This window comes from Leclercia sp. 1548 (assembly GCF_050435045.1).
GTDB classification, from domain to species: domain Bacteria; phylum Pseudomonadota; class Gammaproteobacteria; order Enterobacterales; family Enterobacteriaceae; genus Enterobacter; species Enterobacter adecarboxylatus.
This window is the reverse complement of the sequence record NZ_JBNDJP010000001.1, coordinates 664,906-681,468: the sequence shown is the minus strand read 5'-3', so window position 1 is coordinate 681,468 and position 16,563 is coordinate 664,906. Positions and strand designations below refer to the sequence as shown.

Genomic DNA, 16,563 nt, shown 5'->3' with positions numbered 1-16,563 from the left:
TTATTTCTCCAGACCATCAGCCAGACCAGTCCCGGTGATCTTCTGGATCATCACCGTGCCAGCCCATGAAATGAGGGCAATCATCAGCACCACGGCATTGGCCGCCTGCTGGTAGTTGTAGTCAATCAGGCGGAGGGACCAGGTGGTCAGCACGTCCGTCGCCGGGGTGGCGAGGATGACGAACAGGCTGACCCCTTTAATCCCTGAGATAAACGGCAGCAGGATCCCGGTCGCCAGCGGCGCGGCCTGAATCGGGATGACGATACGGCGCAGGCGGGCGAACCAGCCGGCACCGGCAATCCGCGCCGCTTCCTCGGCCTCTTTCCCAAGTTGGGTCATCGCCGCGATGCCGGAGCGGCTGGCATACGGCATTTTTTCGGCAATCAGCGCGAGGATCAGGATCAGCGGGGTGCCATACAGCGCCGGAACCGGTCCGCGGGCCACGGCAAAGAGCGATAAAAAGGCGGCGGCGAAGGCAATACCCGGCACCAGGTAGGGCAGGAAGGTCAGCTGACGCAGGACGGCGGCGACCCAGCGGAAGTGGCAGCGCAGCACCGCGTAGCCCACCAGCAGGCCCAGCACGCCGCAGGCGAGGGACGCCGAGCCAACGATGACCAGGGTGTTCCACACCGTGTGCCAGAATTCGGCGCTCAGCAGGATCCCGTTGTGCAGGGCCACGGTGTCAAGGTTGTGACCAATCCAGTAATCGAGGGTGAAGTTATCGGCGCTAAAGCGGCCCGGCAGGATCATGACCGTCGACAGGAACAGGGTCAGAAGCGGGATCGCCACCCCCAGCAGGACGAATGCCAGCGGCAGGGCGGTCGCGACGCTGCGCCAGCGTCCCAGGCTATGGCGGCGTTCCATCACGCCTTTGCCACCCAGGGTCACGAAGCGTTTCGCCTCACGCAGCATTTTCATATCCAGCAGCAGGGTCAGCATGCCCATCAGCATGATCACCGCCGCAATCACCGCCGCCACGCCGGACTGGCGCGTGCCGATGGCCCGGTACAGCCCGGTAGAAAGCGTATCGAAGTGCACCGGCAGGCCGAGAATATAGGGCAGGGCGAACTCGCCGATACAGTCAGCAAAAATCAGCAGGGCGGCGGAGAGCAGCGCGGGGCGCACCAGCGGGATGATAATTTTAAAGGCGATAACCCGGCGGGATGCGCCGAGGACCTGAGCACACTCCTCCATCTGGCTGTCCATGCGCTTCAGGGCGTTGCCAACAATCAGGATCACCAGCGGGGCGTAATGCAACACCATAATGGTCACAATCGGGAAGTAGCCGTAAGCCATCCAGTTCGGGGTCTGGATCCCCATCGCCTCCAGCCATCCCGGCTGCCCGCCGATGGCGTGGTTTTTAAAAAGGGTGCTCCACGCCAGGGCGAAGGTCCAGGAGGGCAGCATAAAGGGCACGATAAGCAGGGTGGCAAACCACTTGCGGCCCGCGATATCGGTGCGATTGACCAGCCACGCCAGCACGATGCCCACCACCAGCGCGATGGCGACGGTGCTCAGCGCCACCGCGAGGGTGTTGAGCAACGGTGTCCAGAGCAGAAGATCGGACATGCGCGAGCTAAGGGTGCGCAGCAGATAATAAGCGGTGAATGTCCCTTCGGTGGCACCGGTGCGGCCTTCATCGCCGCTCTGCACCAGCAGCGCGTTCAGCAGTACGGAAATGACCGGAGCCAGGATTATCCAGCTGAACAGAGCGAGCAGCAGCACGGCCAGAAGGTTGGCCGGCTCATGACTGATAATCGACAGAGTATGGCGGAGCTTTTGCCACGCGCTGTGGCGTGGGTGGATATCAGATTGGTAAGACACACGTTGACCCCTGGCTGTAAAAGACAGTCAGGAATATATCGAGGCAATGTTACATTTTTGCTAAAAATTTGCACATATGTGCAAAAAAGTGCGGGGCGTGCAAAACCGGAACATTATCAAATTCTTCACTTCTCCTCTTTACATAGCGCGCAGAGATGTTTATAGTGCGCCTCACTTTGGAAGCGTGGCCGAGCGGTTGAAGGCACCGGTCTTGAAAACCGGCGACCCGAAAGGGTTCTAGAGTTCGAATCTCTACGCTTCCGCCAAATTTGAAAAACCCTGCGATAGCAATATCGCAGGGTTTTTTGCTTTTGTTGTTTACAGCAAAAATGGGCGTCTATGAAGCATCGTCGTGCTACCTGCGATTCACTGCCACTGAGTGAACGTTGAATGCCTTGTTCACTGGCCTTGCGAGAAAACACCCTGACGATGCTTAGGTGTCCATTTAGCTTATTTTAATGTCATCCAGATTGAGATCTTCCTCTTCATTATCGTTGTTGATAATAACATCGCGAGGAACGTCTTTTTTGATAACGGCATAAACAGTGGCTGTTACGACTATATTGACCAGCAAGGCCATAATACCCGCCACAGGATTCGACATAGTTGGGATCATCAACACGCCGCCAAAAGGTACTGTCGCATCCGCACCATATACCATGGTAACCGCACCCCCACACGCGCCACCGATGGCCGCCGCAGTGATACCACGAACGATATCATTCATTACTATAGGTATAGAGCCTTCAACAATGTTCACGACCCCCATAGGTACCGCCGATTTCAACATCTCGATCTCTTCGTTATTGTAGATATTCTTGCGAAGAAGTTTGGCGATAAAAAATGCAAGCCCTAAACCGATAGGTGTTGCCGTGTTAACGAGCTGAAGGGCAGTAATAGGCTCATTGATACCCTGCGCCTGAAGCGTTAAAACAAATGCGAAGCAGGTTTTATTGATCGGCCCGCCAAAGTCAATGATACATAACGCCCCAATAACCGCCCCTAAGAGTAAATTAGATGAGGTCCCCATACTTCTCAGGAAGGAGGTGAGTGCATCGGTAAAAATACCAATAGGCGTACCGATGATATACACCATGATCAGGGCACTGATAATGGAGGCAAAAAATGGCACAATCAATGTCGGCATTAAGCCCCTGGCCCACGCCGGGACGTTAACATTTTTTATAATTGCCAGAGCAATATAGCCGGAGATATAACCCCCAATCATGCCGCCGATGAAACCGGCACCAATGGTGTTAGCCGCCAGACCGACAACAAAACCCGGTGCAATGCCGGGCTTGCCCGCGATCGAGCCGGAAATACCGATGGCAATCACGACGGGTAAAAGTCCGAGTGCTTTGGCCCCCAGGGTGGCTAAGGCCTGCCACAGATCAAACTGGCCCGGCACTAATGCGTCCTGAACCGTACCCCCAAGACCCATACCGATAGCAATAATAAATCCAGCAGCACAGACAATGGGAATCAAGTATGAGATAGCCGTCAGCAAATGTCCTTTAGGATTTGCTGCTTTCCATATTTCTTTTATATTCATACATTATGTCCTTTCTTTCAGACAGGATACGCACAGGTAAAAATTATGAATTGACCAATTCAGTAAGTTTCTCGATAAGCTTATTTGGCGACTTAACGGCCATTTCTGTGGGGACTTTAACGACTTTCTTTCCGGCAAAACGTTCTTCACCAGATACTTTCACATCGGCGGCTAACAGGACGATATCGGCCTGGGCAATCTCCTCGGCGGTTAATGCGTTCTCGATACCAATAGTGCCTTGCGTTTCAATTTTGACATTGTGTCCGGCTTTTTTTGCTGCAATTTCAATTTTCTTTTGCGCTATATAGGTATGGGCAATGCCAACAGTACAAGCTGTAATTCCGACAATATTCATAACGGTTCTCCAGGAGTGACTTTATTGCCATGCTATGGCAGAGGTGATAATGACGTTAAGCGTTAGCGCTTTCGTTTTCAGCGTTCAACAGATCGATGATTTTCTGGGGATCATTTTCTTGCAGTAATTTTTCTATTATCTCCTCATCGGCCAGAGAGCCTGAGACCTGGGATAAGAGTCGGATGTGCGTTGCATTTTGATCCACCAGACAGACCGCAAATAAGATAATGCAGCGGACATCGCTACCATCCATCGTTTCCCAGGGAATTTCATATTGAGTTCGTCCCATCGCCAGGGCAGTACGGGCAACGCCTGAAGATTTACCATGCGGGATGGCAATATGATTTTCGAAACCCGTGGACCCTTGCTCCTCGCGTAGCCAGACATCCTTCAGAAAATCTTCTTTATTAATGACAGCCCCATCCTGCACCAATAAATCAGTTAATTCTTCAATGGCTTCTTCTTTACTTTTAGCCATCATGTTTAATTTGATGCTCTTTACATTAAGTACATTCGAAATATCCATAATTATCCTTCGTTAATATAAATTTATGCCTGGGCAGCCGGGTAAACGGCGTTAGCTAAAAGTAGGGGCAAAACAATACCTGCCGTAGGGCAAGGTGATATAAGGAAACGCCAGAAATAACAGGGTTACAGCACCCTCAACCGTATCAATCAAGGGCGAGGACAAAGAGCCAGACCGGTTACATAGACTCTTTGCCCTGCGCTATGGCTCAATACGGCTGAGTGCGCTGCAATTTTCAGGCAGCGACTTCGCGCTGGTAAATATCGACCATTTTATCCCAGGCCTCGCTGACATTATCCGCCAGGGAGAACAGGCCCGAGGTTCCTACAATAAAGACGTCCACGCCGGACCGGGAGATGACATTGAAGGTTTTCTCGTTGCAGGAGCCGTCAATCTCGGTCAGGTAGTGGTAACCATTCTCCTCGCGCATGGCAATCAGTTGCTTGATTTTATTCAGTGATTCTGGAATGAATTTCTGCCCCGCATAGCCTGGGTCCACCGACATCACGGTCACTTTATCCAGCAGGTGGGCGTACTCTTTAATTGCATCCGCCGGGGTAGCCGGGTTCAACACCACGCCACAACGACGGCCCGCATCTTTAATCTGGTTCAGCAGACGGAAGATTTTGTTATTCGCCGTCTCCGGGTGGAAGCTGATAATATCGGCCCCTGCATCAATGCACATGGGAATAATATCTTCCGGGTGATTCACCATCAGATGTACATCAATAGGGACATCGGTAATTTTCTTCAGGTTTTCGATAAAGAACGGTGACAGCGTAATGTTCTTCACATAGCTGCCGTCCATAATATCGACGTGGTAAAAATCAGCCCGGCTGTTCATGGCCGTAATTTGTTCTCTGAACTGCGTTAAATCCATACACATTAACGAGGGCGAAAATTTAGCCGCCATACTTCACCTCCAGCAGAATTAATTAGTTAAACAGTGAAACGACATGCCCGAGAATGATGCCCACAACGCCGAAGTCCGCATCGCCAAAGGTCGTGGATGCAAAGCCAAGGTCGCCCATGAGAGGCAGCAAAATCGCAGGCAAAAATGAGATCAGCAGACCGTGAGCGAAAGCACCCACCACCGCGCCGCGACGACCGCCGCAGATGTTGCCGTAAACGCCCGCCGTCGCGCCGCAGAAGAAGTGCGGCACCAGGCCGGGAACGATGACGCTTAAACCAAACAGTGGGCACAGGAACATACTCACCAGACCGGCGGCGAAGCTTGACAGAAATCCGACGATCACCGCGTTCGGGGCAAACGGAAAGACGGTAGGGCAGTCGAGGGCCGGTTTAGCGTCTTTTACCAGCTTGTCGGCGATGCCTTTAAAGGCCGGAACAATTTCGGCAATAATCATGCGAACACCCGCAAGGATGATCCACACGCCTGCCGCGAAGGTCAGCGACTGGATAATGGCGAAGATAATAAAGTTCTGACCGCCACTGATGCTGGACTCAACAAAGGTTTTGCCTGCAACCAGCACCAGAATCACGAACAGGATCATCATCGTCAGTGAGATGGCGACCGAGGAGTCACGCAGGAAGTTCAGGGATTTTGGGACCTTCAGCTCTTCAATCGACGGGCTGCCTTTACCGATCGCTTTCCCCACCAGCGCCGACAGCAGATAGCCGGTTGAACCAAAGTGCCCCAGCGCCAGGTCATCAGTGCCTGTTATTTTGCGTGTGAACGGCTGCAGAATGGCCGGCGAGACCACCATCATGATGCCGAGGATCACCGCCCCCACCAGTACCACCCAGAACGGCGACAGACCGCCAACGGAGAGGATCACCGCCAGCATCGCCGACATATAGAGCGTGTGGTGCCCCGTCAGGAAGATGTATTTCAGCGGTGTGATACGGGCAAGGACAATGTTAAACAGCATCCCCAGCACCATAATCATTGCCGTGGCGGTGCCGTAGTTTTTCTGCGCCAGCGCCGCCATCGCGTCGGTATTGGGTACGACTCCCTGAATATGGAATGAATGCTCAAACAGCTGGCTAAAGGTTGTTAACGTCGTCGCGACGATCGCCGCCCCGGATGTTAATATCACAAAACCCATAATGGTTTTGAGGGTTCCGGAAATAACCTCAGAAAACGCTTTTTTCTGTAATAATAAGCCAATCAGGGAAAACAGACCGACCAGTATGGCGGGTGTACCCAACACATCATGAATAATAAACTGCAGCATAGAATGACTCCGTAAGGCCGCAAATAATTAATCAGAGATTTTCCGAGAGAATTTCTTTGATTTTATTGTTATCCAGCAGGTTAGATAAACCAAATACCTGGGCAGAATGGCCGGACAGATGTTCCGCAATATCCCGGGCGCTAAGAATAATATCGGCAGTTTCGCTTTTTGCCGATGTCAGATCGGTATGGGAAACTTCTGCTTCTTTATTCAGCTCTTTAATGATTTTTTTCACGTTCATTTCAACGATAAAACTACTGCCTAACCCGTTACCACACACAATCAGAACCTTTTTCATCTTTACCTCTATCCCTTTATAACGCGTTGAATTTCTTCAATTGATGATGCTTTCAGCAGCGCTGAGAGTCGTTCATCATCGCTAAAAATGTCCGCCAGAGCGGTAATCATATTGATGTGCTCATCTCCCGAAAGTGCGCACAACATAATCACAACGTAAACAGGGTCATTCTCTTCTGCGTCAAAAGAAACGCCTTGTTTAATATGTAAAAGCGATAACCCGTTTTTAATTGCGCCTTGTTCCGGGCGAGCATGAGGCATCGCCAGGCCAGGGGCTAAAACATAATAAGGCCCCAATTCCTGATGGCTGTTAAAAATGGCGTCAATATAAGCTTCGGTCATCGTCTCTTTCGCCAGTAAGGGCTGAGCAGATAACCTAATGGCCTGTTTCCAGTCGCTGACTGAATCCACAATCTGGATATTTTCTGCAGGTAACCAGGTCGTAATCATAAATACCCCGATGCGTTGAAAGTGAGTTTACTATAGTGGAATGCCTTTGTGGCTTACCGTGATCTTGCTCTCAAAGTTAGCGCTAACATGGCTGGAATGTTAAAATTCTTGTTACCGCTAACTTTATTAACGATACTGCTCATTACTTTGCAGTTGGGCAATGCGCAAAACGGTAAACATCATTTACAATGGCTGCCCAGCCAGGCGAAAGGAGGACATCAGTGCACACGTTAGATGCGGACGATAGCGCGAGAGAAAAACGCAGGAAAAACACCGGTAAAATTACGCTCGCTGAAGTTGCAAAACTGGTCGGCGTGAGCACGATGACCGTGTCACGCGCGTTACGTATGCCTGAGAAAGTGAATCCTGAACTGCGCACCCGTATTGAAGCGGCGGTGAGCGAGCTGGGCTATGTACCCAACCTGCAGGCCCGCAGTCTGGCCTCTGCTGACTCCCGCCTGGTGATGGGCGTGGTGCCTGCTTTTTCCGCCCCGGGTTTTCTGGCCGTCTCCGAAACGCTGCAGACCGTACTCGCGACGCAGGGCTATAGCATGATGTTTATCGAGTCCGGGCAGGGTGGGCAGAGTGAAGAAAACGCGTTTGCGCAAATGCTCGCCTACAACCCGGCGGCGATCATTCAATTCAATATTGATAACATCAGCAGCTGTTCGCAGATGATAAGTAACACCGGCGTGCCGGTGGTTGAGATTGGTGCCATTAATCGCGATGCAGGCTGGGTCAGTATTGGCGTTGACTACGCTGCGGCCATCAAAAAGCTGGTCAGATCGCTTGCAGAGGCCGGATATAAAAATATCGGCCTGCTTTGCACCGCCTCCAATAACATTATGTTCCGCCAGGTTCTGAGCGGTTGGAACAGCGCGATGCTCTCGGTTAACCACTCCCCACATCGGGTGGTGACTTCTCACCTGCCAGCCGGGATTACGACCGGTTTAAACCTGCTGGGGGATATCCGTATTACCTGGCCTGAGCTGGATGCGCTGATCTGCACTTCGGATGAAATTGCCTGCGGCTGCATTATGGCCTGCCACGGTGCGGGGCAAAAAGTGCCTGACACCCTGGCACTGGCAAGCCTGAGTGGGAGTACCCTCGCCGCAGTGTGCTCCCCGGCTCTGACTGCGGTGGAATTTCCGTGGAGTGAAACGGGGACGGTCGCAGGAAAAACCTTGCTGGATCTCCTGGACGGCAAATCGACAGATAAAGCCATTGAGTTGCCCTCAACGCTGCAAGTACGCGCCAGCACCCGCAAGCCTTCCTCCCGGTAAAATCGCTTTGATGAGTTATCCTGCCGAATACGGCAGGATAACGATCAACCCCTGGTCATCCCCCGGCGCAATGCTTCTGAGCCGCGGGTTGACCTCAGCAACACGATCAGGACTTAAACAGGTTCTTCAGCGTATGCGGCTGACAGCGCAGATACTGATCGGGCGCATGTACCTGAGCACCCAGTTCCGCCGCTGCATGCCATGGCCAGCGCGGATTGTAGAGCGCGCCACGGGCGATACCAATGATATCCGCATCCCCACTGGCGACGATGGATTCCGCATGTTCAGGGTTAGTGATTAACCCTACCGCCACCACCGGAATCTTCACGGCAGCTTTCACCGCTCTTGCCAGCGGCACCTGATAGCCAGGGTAGACATCAATCTGCTGATCGGGATGCAGGCCGCCGCTGGAAACGTGAATCGCATCCACGCCACGGGCTTCCAGCATCTTCGAGAACTCGACCGCTTCCTCAAGATTAAACCCGCCATCGACCCAGTCTGTTGCGGAGATACGCACGCTGATGGCTTTATCGGCCGGGAAGGCTTCCCGCACTGCATCGACAATCTCCAGCGGGAATCTGGCTCTGTTTTCCAGCGACCCGCCGTAATTATCCGTGCGCTGGTTAGAGAGCGGGGATAAGAATTGATGTAACAGATAACCATGCGCGGCGTGGATCTGGATCAGGTCGATATTCAGTCGGGCGGCACGTTTGGCGGCCTCTGCGAACTGGTTACGGATTTCGGCCAGGCCGTTGCTGTCGAGGGCGGTCGGGAGGGTGTAACCCTCGCTGTAAGGCACCGCAGACGGGGCTAAAGTTTGCCAGCCACCTTCCTGATCCGGTGGGATTTGCCCCTGCTTATCCCAGGGCTTGTACGTTGAAGCTTTGCGCCCCGCATGGGCCAGCTGGATGCCAACCGGAATATCTGACCACTTACGAATAGTGGCGAGCACCCGGCCCATCGCCTCTTCTGTCTTATCATCATAGAGACCGACATCAGCGTAGGTAATGCGGCCTTCGGGGGAGACGGCGGCTGCCTCAATGGTGAGCAGGCCCGCACCGGACTGTGCCAGTTGTCCCAGATGGAGGGTATGCCAGTCAGTCATGCAGCCTTCTTCGGCGGAGTACTGGCACATGGGGGCGATCACAATACGGTTTTCGAGTTCAAGATTGCGGATACGTAACGGTGTAAACAGCTTGGGTTGAGACATACATGTCACTCCAGATTGCAGCGTTAGAAAAGGGGCCGGGTCCTGGTCAGGATGCGACGATTTTTATCCTTGAATATTCATCAACATAACGCACAGGCAGTGATAACTGAACCTCCCGTTTGCGCAAAAGTGCGTTGCGCCTGGCGCAACGCTACAGCATTAGTGCTCTACACTTTCCGGCTCGGGTGAAAGATGCGCCATCAGAAAATCGACAAACACCTTCACTTTTTTGGTGTTCCTGCGGGTGGGATGGTAGATGGCATAAATCGCGGAATCATCCTCTCCGTCATTCACTTCCGCGCGCCATTGCGGCAGTAACCTGATCAGCTTCCCTTCGGCAATATCCTTGCCAATCAGCCAGTCCGGCAGCAGCGCGATGCCATAGCCGCTTAACACCGCCTCGCGCAATATTTCCGAGTTATTGCATTTCAGGGTGCCTTTAACATCGATGGCGACCTGGCTTTCCCCGTTGAAATACCACTTCGTTTTGCCGGATGAATAGGAAAAGATCAGGCAGTTGTGGTTTTTAAGATCGCCTGGCGCATCAGGATACCCCTTCGCTTTCAGGTAGTCCGGGCTGGCACAGACGCACCGACGCTGGGAAAGTAGCTTGCGTGCGATCAGATTGGGCGTGTCGACCTTACCCAGTCGGACAGTCAAGTCTAGCCGCTTTTCCACCAGATCGACGACCTCGTCGGTAAAGGTCAGATCCAGGGAAATTAACGGATAGCGGTGAGAAAAGGGGGCCAGCAGCGGGGCGATATGCAGTCTGGAAAACGAGACCGGTAAGCTTATACGTAACACTCCCCGCGGCTCTCCCGTCTGGTCCCGCACCTCCTGATTGGCATACTCCAGGTCGTTGAGGATCCTGACCGCGTGCTCGAAATACACATGCCCGGCCGCCGTCAGCGCCACGCTGCGTGTCGAGCGGGTCAGCAGCTGCGTGCCCAGCACCTTTTCCAGTCCGTCAATCTGTCGGGTTACCGAGGACGTCGCCAGCGCTAATTTCCTGCCCGCAGGTGCGAACCCGCCTTCTTCGACCACGGTAATAAAGGCCTCAAGCGATGCCAGCATATCCATTTTACTCTCCCCGCATCGTTGCGCATCGCGCAACTCTGTTAGCTGTTTTAATCATATTATCACCTTTAAGTAACAGTGTTAGCCTTCCGCTCAGTGAGAGGTGAAACATGAAAATATCCATCAAGGTTACGTCAGATTTTATTTGTCCCTGGTGCCGGATCGCAGATGCGCGTCTGGAAAAGGTGCTGCAATCCTTGCCCGAAGACGTCGAGGTCGAGGTTGACTGGCTCCCCCTTGAACTCAACCCGGGTATGCCGCTGGCAGGCATGGACCGTACCGCCTATCGACGCGCGAAATTCGGTAGCTGGGCGTATTCACATCAGCTGGATGAGCACACCGTTGAGAAGGGCAAAACTGACGATGTCACGTTCAACTATCCGGCGATTCAGCGGGTGCCCAATACCTTTGCTGCGCATCGGTTGACGCTCTTTGCCGGGGCCGGACCGGCCCGATCCCTGCTGGTTAAACGTCTGTTCCAGGCCTACTTCGAGGAGGGGAGAAATATTGGCGACCTGGATGTTCTGGCGGAGATAGCAGGCGAGTGCGGGATGGACAAAGAGGCCGCGCGCAATTATCTGCTGAGTACCGCGGGAGAAGCGGAGGTGATCCAGCTGGAAGACCTGGCGCGGCAGGGCGATATCAATAGCGTGCCAACCCTTGATATTGCCGGTATCCGGCTGACAGGCGCCGTTCCGGTGGATCAGCTCCGCTATTACATCATGAATGCGTATCGCAACCCGATTAAAACGGAAGGGGGTCAGATATGATCGGTGAAACACGCCCCAGAAAACGGGCCATTATTATTGGCGGCTCCTTAGGGGGATTATTTGCCGGGAATATGCTGCAGCAGGCGGGCTGGGAGGTGGATATCTTCGAGCGCTCGGCCCGGGATCTGGACAGCAGGGGCGGTGGTATTGTGCTTCAGCCCGAAGTGGTGGAGCTCATTCGCCGCAGCGGCATCGAACGCAACTGGGACGATCTGGGCGTGCGCTCATCGCACCGAGTCGTGTATCGCCCGGACGGCTCGGTGGAACACCGGCAGTATGCGCCTCAGGTGCAAACTTCGTGGTCCTTGATCTATTCCCTGATGCGCTCGACGATCAGCGATATTCATTATCACAAAAACCATGCGCTTACGGATGTGGCGTTTCCTGATAACCACCATGTCACGGCCCTGTTTGAAAGTGGGACAAAGGTGACCGGAGATCTGCTTATCGGCGCTGACGGCAACGGTTCATTTGTGCGTAAACTGCTCTGGAGCGACACGCCAGAGTATGCCGGGTATATCGCCTGGCGCGGGCTGGTGCCTGAAAACGACATGCCTGCGCTCGCCAGAGAGCAGCTTCACGGCGACTTTGCTTTCGCCAGCAACGAAGGGTCGCACATTCTGGGCTATCTGGTGCCGGGCGCGGATAACGATTTACGGCCTGGACACCGTTTTTACAACTGGGTCTGGTATCGGGTGGTCGATGACGTGCAGCGTGAAGCGATCATGACGGGGACCGACGGTGTTGCGCGCAGCTATTCCGTGCCGGAAGGGCTGTTGTCTGCACGCTGGAAAGCGCACCTGAAGGAAGAGGCTCAGCGTTTGCTCCCGCCCGGATTCCGCGACATCGTGCAGGCAACAAAGGAACCTTTTGCTCAGGCGATACGCGACCTCGCCGTCGATAAGATGGTGAAGGGCAGGGTGATCTTACTGGGTGACGCGGCCGCGATCCCCCGCCCTCATACTGCGGCGAGCACCTCAAAAGCAGCCGCCAATGCGCTGGCATTAGGGGATGCGTTGAAGGCCTGGCCTGACGATACCGACAAAGCCCTTGCCGAATGGGAAGGGGAACAACTCTTTCGCGGCAAATATTTACGCCAAATGGGGATGAGCATGGGAAATCGACTGCTTTTTGGCAGCGCGTAGGCGGAAGCTGTGCTGGGTCTGCTTAACGTGTCTCCGTCCTGCCCGGAACTCATTCTGCATGCCATGAATTGGGTCAGGGTTAAGCAGACGCCAGGGGTTAAACAGAATTCAAGGCCATTGAGGAAACCTATTTAACCCGGGTGTTTAAGTGAAAAGGTTAATTCTTCTTGCCAAATCTGGCCGCTTATTCACAAACGACAATCGCTTACAGGTTAATAACTACATCTTTATGCCCGCCGATCGGTAGCATTTGCAGAAGCGCTGGAGGGCAGATTATTCACGTAGTCTGCATGATGGATGCAGTTCGATATGTACTCCTTTAACCACTCGGTTGATTTTTTTCTGCCACTGCGTTTGTGCGAGAAAATTTTCACGGTAAACGGAGGGGCAAAGAAAGGGAGCTTAAAGGTTCTGACATTTGCCATCTTTTCAATTTTGCCGGCGACAAAGGTAGGGATTGCCATGAGCAGTTCACTTTCGGCGACAACATGGGGTGAGCTTAACATTGACGGCGTTTTAAGGGTGATACGTCGTTCAAGCCCAATGCGTTCAAGGTGGGTGTCCAGTAAGCCCCTTTTTTCATTCCATGGGGTGACGACCAGGTGACCGGCTTTAAGGTAATCCTCAAGTGAGAGGGTTTGGCGGCGAGCGTTGCTGATCACAACGAACTCGTCCTGGAACAGATCTATTTCATCCAGATCGGGGTGTTTAACTTCGTCAGGCTCACTGAAACTCAGCGCCAGATCGACTTCACCCGCCAGGAGTTCATTGAGGGCCGGATTATGGGGGAGATGGCAGAGTTCAAAATTGATACCCGGCGCAATGTTATGGATCTCCTTCATTAAGACAGGAAACACACAAAACGCCGTGTAATCCGTGACGGCAATACGGAAAAACTCGTTGCTGGTCAGGGGATCAAAGGGCTTCACCGGGCTGAGGTGCTGGTTCAGCGCCTGCAAAGCTTCAGCAATATGCGGGGCGAGCTGCAAAGCATACACGCTTGGGCACATTTTATGTCCTTCGCGGTAGAAAAGCGGATCCTTCAGGAATTCTCGCAATCGCGTTAAAGCATGACTCAGCGCCGAGGTGCTCATTGACAACTCATCTGCGGCCAGTCTGACAGAACGGTGCCTGAACACGGCATCGAAAATAGGCAGTAAATTGAGATCCAGACGCCTCAAAACATGATGCACGAAATTCACCTTCGATTGATTTTATTGCACTTAATTCATTGAACAATACCGTTTATCCTGACAACTGACAAACTCCAGAGGGGAAGCAATGGTTATGAGTGTGACGATCAGGCAGGCAAATCCACAGGATGCTGACGCCATCTATAACATGATCAACGGATTATCCGTTTACAGGGAAGGCCCCCAGGACGCGGTCCCCGATGTGGAAGAGATAAGAACGTCACTGTTTTCTACGGATACCACCGCAGAAGCGTATGTTTGTGAAATTGATGGAAATATGGCCGGATACTCTGTGATTTCCATGAGCTATTCGACATGGTTAGGCCGTCACAGCCTGAGTATGGACGATCTCTATTTTATGCCTGACTATCGCAGTTTAGGGGCGGGTAAATTGATGCTCCAGTATATTGCGCAGCTTGCCATCAGCAGGAAATGCAGCCGGATCGAATGGAATGTTCTTGAGTGGGATAAATCTGCAAAAGATTTTTATATGAGTATCGATGCTCTTCCCCTGACGGAGTGGGTTCGCTATCGTCTCGACGGACCGGCGCTTGAAAAGTTCGCTACGCGGGAAGCACTTTAAAGCATCTCACACTTTCAACCTTTAGGTTTATTAATCCCGATTTAAATGCGCGGAATTGTATAAGTGCGCGCAGACTGTTCTTGTATTTTGTGGGTTCAGTTTATTCATTACGGAACCCGGAATATGAAAGATATTTCCCTTCTTCTGACCACAGGCTCTGCCCGGCATATTGGTGAGGTTATAGCATCCGGCCAACTCACGTCTGTCGAAGCGACCGAATGGTATTTAAATCGTATCCAGCAATGTAATCCGGGTGAGAAAGGCCTTAATTGCGTCAGAAGTATTTCCCGGCTCGCCCTGGAAGAGGCAAAACGAGCAGATGACGAACTCGCTGCGGGGCATTCAAGAGGCCCCCTCCATGGCGTACCCTATCTTGCGAAAGATAATGTCTTTACCGGGGACGGCAGTTTCGCTTCTGCCGGGGCAAGTGCACTGGCGGAGTTTATCCCTCCTTATGAGGCAACGTTAGTGTCGCGTCTGCGTGACGCTGGCGCAGTATTGCTGGGCAAAACCAATCTGACTGAATTCGCAGATTTTGTGGCAGACACCATGCCATCGGGGTTCAGTGGGGCAGGTGGCGTGGTTCGCAATCCGCTAGGGGTAGAGTATGGACGCGGCCAGGGTTCAAGCGTCGGTTCCGCTGCGGCTGTGGCAGCGGGGTTCTGTGCCTTCGCAATCGGATCTGAAACGCAGAACTCTATTCAGGCCCCGGCCGTGCACACCTCGATTGTCGGGTTTAAGCCCAGCGTAGGACAGGTCAGTCGTCACGGGCTTATTCCGCTTGTCCCCAGCCAGGACTCACCCGGCCCCCTGACACGTTCTGTCGATGATGCTCTGCTGATATTTCAGGCTATAGCAGGACCGGATATGAATGACACCGCCACGCTTGCTAATTTTTCTGATGACGCGAGCAGGCACAACGATTTGCAGGGTCTGCGAATTGGTATTCCCCGCCGCTTTATGGCCGACAATGTGAATAACGATGACCATAAAGCTATTTTCAACGACCTTCTTGCCTCGCTGTCCCGGGCTGGCGCCATCATAGTCGATCCCTGCGATATGCCCGCTGCAGAGCAGCTTAACGCAGTGCGTTCATGCGTTTTCCGTTCCGAGTTCCATAGCAGTCTTAACACTTTGCTCGCCGGGCTTAAGCCGTGCGGTATGACCTCTATGGGCGATATTATTGAGTGGAATAAATCACACCCGGAGGCGATCCCCTATGGTCAGTCTCTTCTCGACGCTGCCAAAGCGTCCCCTGATATTCGCTCTGCACAATACATTAACGACCGCAGGCATGATGTTGCGCTGAGCCTGCACGAAGGGATTCTGGCCGCATTGAAGAAAGGCAGTGCTGATGTCCTGCTGTCTCCGATGACGGTGGCGGCCAAATGTACCGGCAAAGCCGGTGTGCCAGTGGTAGCCATACCCGCAGGTGCGGATGCAACCGGTCTGCCGTTCGGGGTCACGGTGTATGGCGCCCCAGGACAGGATTACGCGGTTATTCATGCTGCCGAAGCTATTGAGAAGGTTATTGGTAAGCGGGTGCTACCCGATTTAACCGTGGCGAATGAAACCTGATAAATCAGGTAAATGAAGGCAACGCAGTAGTGCGGAGTCCGGTCTTCCGGTCTTAAGTAAATAAGAAAAGGGCTGCCAGAGGGCAGTAATGCCAGTCAGTTAAGCGATTCGGTATTTCTAAGTTACTGAAGTGGAAGGGTTCCGTTCACTAAAATACCTCTGCTTTATGCCCCCTCCGCTGCGGTGAACGTGCCAGGGGGGCTCGCCGCCTCCCCCCTGGCTACCCCGGCTCCCGGCCAGGAAAATCGCCGCTTCGCGGTGCCCTCAGCTTATTCCCTCCGGCTTTCGGGTCGGGCACCAGCCTGCATCCCTGCAGGCTATGCCCTCCCGGCGCGTCCCTGCGCCTCGCCCCGGCCTGCGGTCAACGCTTCGGCGATTTTCAGCCGGATTCACGCTCCCTCACGCTTCTCAGTCGCCTGAAAGGGGCACGGGTGTTGAGTCCCCGCTGAAACCGGCGAACCGGAGACCGGATGGCAAGGGCTGGACGCCAGGGATGGCGGCCAGAGGCGAATCGAGACAGGA

The 16,563-nt window shown here is 53.4% G+C and carries 16 protein-coding genes and 1 tRNA gene; 6 read left to right on the top strand and 11 right to left on the bottom strand.

Annotated features, from left to right (window positions below):
* Entirely contained in the window at positions 1 to 1,824 is a 1,824-nt protein-coding gene (locus ABIE02_RS03385) for an ABC transporter permease (RefSeq protein ID WP_148568922.1), read from the bottom strand.
* Between the two features lie 178 nt (positions 1,825 to 2,002).
* Here ABIE02_RS03385 and ABIE02_RS03380 point away from each other — a divergent pair.
* Positions 2,003 to 2,090, top strand: a tRNA-Ser gene (locus ABIE02_RS03380).
* A gap of 179 nt (positions 2,091 to 2,269) precedes the next feature.
* Here the strand turns inward: ABIE02_RS03380 and ABIE02_RS03375 are convergent.
* The 7 genes from ABIE02_RS03375 to ABIE02_RS03345 form a co-directional block, all read right to left on the bottom strand.
* Entirely contained in the window at positions 2,270 to 3,376 is a 1,107-nt protein-coding gene (locus ABIE02_RS03375) for a PTS fructose transporter subunit IIC (RefSeq protein ID WP_032617431.1), read from the bottom strand.
* 43 nt (positions 3,377 to 3,419) lie between these two features.
* Positions 3,420 to 3,731 (bottom strand): PTS fructose transporter subunit IIB, encoded by a 312-nt coding sequence (locus ABIE02_RS03370; protein ID WP_077227643.1) that lies wholly within the window; start codon positions 3,729 to 3,731, stop codon positions 3,420 to 3,422.
* Between the two features lie 55 nt (positions 3,732 to 3,786).
* Complete coding sequence (locus ABIE02_RS03365; RefSeq protein ID WP_077227644.1) at positions 3,787 to 4,257, bottom strand: PTS sugar transporter subunit IIA; 471 nt, start codon at positions 4,255 to 4,257, stop codon at positions 3,787 to 3,789.
* Between the two features lie 235 nt (positions 4,258 to 4,492).
* Positions 4,493 to 5,170 (bottom strand): D-allulose 6-phosphate 3-epimerase, encoded by a 678-nt coding sequence (alsE, locus tag ABIE02_RS03360; RefSeq protein ID WP_032617434.1) that lies wholly within the window; start codon positions 5,168 to 5,170, stop codon positions 4,493 to 4,495.
* Positions 5,171 to 5,192: 22 nt separating this feature from the next.
* Positions 5,193 to 6,455, bottom strand: coding sequence for a PTS ascorbate transporter subunit IIC (locus ABIE02_RS03355; protein ID WP_032617436.1), 1,263 nt, complete (start codon positions 6,453 to 6,455; stop codon positions 5,193 to 5,195).
* A gap of 31 nt (positions 6,456 to 6,486) precedes the next feature.
* On the bottom strand, positions 6,487 to 6,753 hold the full coding sequence (locus ABIE02_RS03350; protein ID WP_032617437.1) for a PTS sugar transporter subunit IIB: 267 nt from the start codon (positions 6,751 to 6,753) through the stop codon (positions 6,487 to 6,489).
* An 8-nt stretch (positions 6,754 to 6,761) separates the two neighbouring features.
* The gene (locus ABIE02_RS03345) at positions 6,762 to 7,202 is read right to left on the bottom strand and encodes a PTS sugar transporter subunit IIA (protein WP_103793005.1); all 441 of its coding nucleotides are present in this window, start codon (positions 7,200 to 7,202) and stop codon (positions 6,762 to 6,764) included.
* A gap of 221 nt (positions 7,203 to 7,423) precedes the next feature.
* Between ABIE02_RS03345 and ABIE02_RS03340 the strand changes: the two genes are divergently transcribed.
* Positions 7,424 to 8,485, top strand: coding sequence for a LacI family DNA-binding transcriptional regulator (locus ABIE02_RS03340; RefSeq protein ID WP_071886474.1), 1,062 nt, complete (start codon positions 7,424 to 7,426; stop codon positions 8,483 to 8,485).
* 106 nt (positions 8,486 to 8,591) lie between these two features.
* Here ABIE02_RS03340 and ABIE02_RS03335 read toward each other — a convergent pair whose 3' ends face one another.
* Both ABIE02_RS03335 and ABIE02_RS03330 read right to left on the bottom strand, forming a co-directional pair.
* Positions 8,592 to 9,695 carry an NADH:flavin oxidoreductase/NADH oxidase gene (locus ABIE02_RS03335; protein WP_144840094.1) on the bottom strand — a complete coding sequence of 368 codons (1,104 nt, stop codon included), beginning with the start codon at positions 9,693 to 9,695 and terminating at the stop codon, positions 8,592 to 8,594.
* A 159-nt stretch (positions 9,696 to 9,854) separates the two neighbouring features.
* Positions 9,855 to 10,775: a LysR family transcriptional regulator gene (locus tag ABIE02_RS03330; RefSeq protein ID WP_336995039.1), complete on the bottom strand. Its 921-nt coding sequence runs from the start codon at positions 10,773 to 10,775 to the stop codon at positions 9,855 to 9,857.
* 107 nt (positions 10,776 to 10,882) lie between these two features.
* Here ABIE02_RS03330 and ABIE02_RS03325 point away from each other — a divergent pair, with 107 nt between their 5' ends.
* Positions 10,883 to 11,542 carry a DsbA family oxidoreductase gene (locus ABIE02_RS03325; protein ID WP_336995040.1) on the top strand — a complete coding sequence of 220 codons (660 nt, stop codon included), beginning with the start codon at positions 10,883 to 10,885 and terminating at the stop codon, positions 11,540 to 11,542.
* Entirely contained in the window at positions 11,539 to 12,687 is a 1,149-nt protein-coding gene (locus ABIE02_RS03320) for an FAD binding domain-containing protein (RefSeq protein WP_336995041.1), read from the top strand. Before ABIE02_RS03325 ends, ABIE02_RS03320 begins: the two co-directional genes overlap by 4 nt.
* Positions 12,688 to 12,914: 227 nt before the next feature.
* Here the strand turns inward: ABIE02_RS03320 and ABIE02_RS03315 are convergent, their stop codons facing one another.
* Positions 12,915 to 13,889 (bottom strand): LysR family transcriptional regulator, encoded by a 975-nt coding sequence (locus tag ABIE02_RS03315; protein WP_223263920.1) that lies wholly within the window; start codon positions 13,887 to 13,889, stop codon positions 12,915 to 12,917.
* Between the two features lie 85 nt (positions 13,890 to 13,974).
* On the opposite strand from ABIE02_RS03315, the gene ABIE02_RS03310 reads away from it, so the two are divergent.
* Positions 13,975 to 14,463, top strand: coding sequence for a GNAT family N-acetyltransferase (locus ABIE02_RS03310; protein ID WP_077227653.1), 489 nt, complete (start codon positions 13,975 to 13,977; stop codon positions 14,461 to 14,463).
* Between the two features lie 123 nt (positions 14,464 to 14,586).
* Positions 14,587 to 16,041 carry an amidase family protein gene (locus ABIE02_RS03305; protein ID WP_336995042.1) on the top strand — a complete coding sequence of 485 codons (1,455 nt, stop codon included), beginning with the start codon at positions 14,587 to 14,589 and terminating at the stop codon, positions 16,039 to 16,041.
* The last annotated feature ends 522 nt before the right edge of the window (positions 16,042 to 16,563 follow it).

What these genes read in the sequence shown, in the direction of transcription:
- ABIE02_RS03375 (WP_032617431.1), bottom strand. Translation starts at nt 3,376, where the DNA reads ATGAATATAAAAGAAATATGGAAAGCAGCAAATCCTAAAGGACATTTG.
- ABIE02_RS03370 (WP_077227643.1), bottom strand. Translation starts at nt 3,731, where the DNA reads ATGAATATTGTCGGAATTACAGCTTGTACTGTTGGCATTGCCCATACC.
- ABIE02_RS03365 (WP_077227644.1), bottom strand. Translation starts at nt 4,257, where the DNA reads ATGGATATTTCGAATGTACTTAATGTAAAGAGCATCAAATTAAACATG.
- alsE (WP_032617434.1), bottom strand. Translation starts at nt 5,170, where the DNA reads ATGGCGGCTAAATTTTCGCCCTCGTTAATGTGTATGGATTTAACGCAG.
- ABIE02_RS03355 (WP_032617436.1), bottom strand. Translation starts at nt 6,455, where the DNA reads ATGCTGCAGTTTATTATTCATGATGTGTTGGGTACACCCGCCATACTG.
- ABIE02_RS03350 (WP_032617437.1), bottom strand. Translation starts at nt 6,753, where the DNA reads ATGAAAAAGGTTCTGATTGTGTGTGGTAACGGGTTAGGCAGTAGTTTT.
- ABIE02_RS03345 (WP_103793005.1), bottom strand. Translation starts at nt 7,202, where the DNA reads ATGATTACGACCTGGTTACCTGCAGAAAATATCCAGATTGTGGATTCA.
- ABIE02_RS03335 (WP_144840094.1), bottom strand. Translation starts at nt 9,695, where the DNA reads ATGTCTCAACCCAAGCTGTTTACACCGTTACGTATCCGCAATCTTGAA.
- ABIE02_RS03330 (WP_336995039.1), bottom strand. Translation starts at nt 10,775, where the DNA reads ATGGATATGCTGGCATCGCTTGAGGCCTTTATTACCGTGGTCGAAGAA.
- ABIE02_RS03325 (WP_336995040.1), top strand. Translation starts at nt 10,883, where the DNA reads ATGAAAATATCCATCAAGGTTACGTCAGATTTTATTTGTCCCTGGTGC.
- ABIE02_RS03320 (WP_336995041.1), top strand. Translation starts at nt 11,539, where the DNA reads ATGATCGGTGAAACACGCCCCAGAAAACGGGCCATTATTATTGGCGGC.
- ABIE02_RS03310 (WP_077227653.1), top strand. Translation starts at nt 13,975, where the DNA reads ATGAGTGTGACGATCAGGCAGGCAAATCCACAGGATGCTGACGCCATC.
- ABIE02_RS03305 (WP_336995042.1), top strand. Translation starts at nt 14,587, where the DNA reads ATGAAAGATATTTCCCTTCTTCTGACCACAGGCTCTGCCCGGCATATT.